The organism is Streptomyces hilarionis (genome assembly GCF_024539675.1).
GTDB classification, from domain to species: Bacteria; Actinomycetota; Actinomycetes; order Streptomycetales; family Streptomycetaceae; genus Streptomyces; species Streptomyces hilarionis.
Map to the genome: position 1 here is coordinate 1 of NZ_JAHHIT010000408.1, position 527 is coordinate 527.

General features: G+C 54.6%; 1 protein-coding gene. It reads left to right on the forward strand.

The window, feature by feature from the left end; all coding sequences use genetic code 11:
* Positions 1–527 (forward strand): AbiJ-NTD4 domain-containing protein (locus tag KMS84_RS43770; protein WP_256921272.1); only part of this gene is annotated, 527 nt, incomplete at both ends.

Consider the following 527-nt stretch of genomic DNA (forward strand, 5'->3'; position numbering starts at 1 on the left):
GGTGCAGGCGTTGATCAATAGCGGTGCATTCGGCCTGCGCTTTCCCGAATGTTGTCCGGATGGACCAGCCACTTGCGGAAGCGATGCGGAAGCATTGGCGGCCTCCGTACGAGCCGAGATGCCCGATTTGGCTTGGCCATTGAAGACCTTCTTTACCGACGGAGAGGTTTATTTCGCTGAGCGCCAGCCGTTTGCGCCGAACACTTTGCTTGTCTTGGACTTCCTCGAGTTCGTCCACGCATCAGTAGCAAAGCCGATCTCTGGGAAGTATCACGACTTCTTCAGTCATCACCACCTGAGCTTCGACCAGGAGGCGGGGCAGGAGGACTTCCGCGTGACTATCAATCGCATTTTTGCGCGTAACGGGGTTGCGTTCGAGATGCTACCCAGTGGCCGAATTGAACGAATGCTTCCTCAATTGCTTGGCGAAGAATTGAAACGGACGTTCTTCAATACAGGGGATCGGATGCTCGACAACATGCTGGACGAGTGCCGAATTAGGTGGCTGTTTCCGATCGAGGTTAACT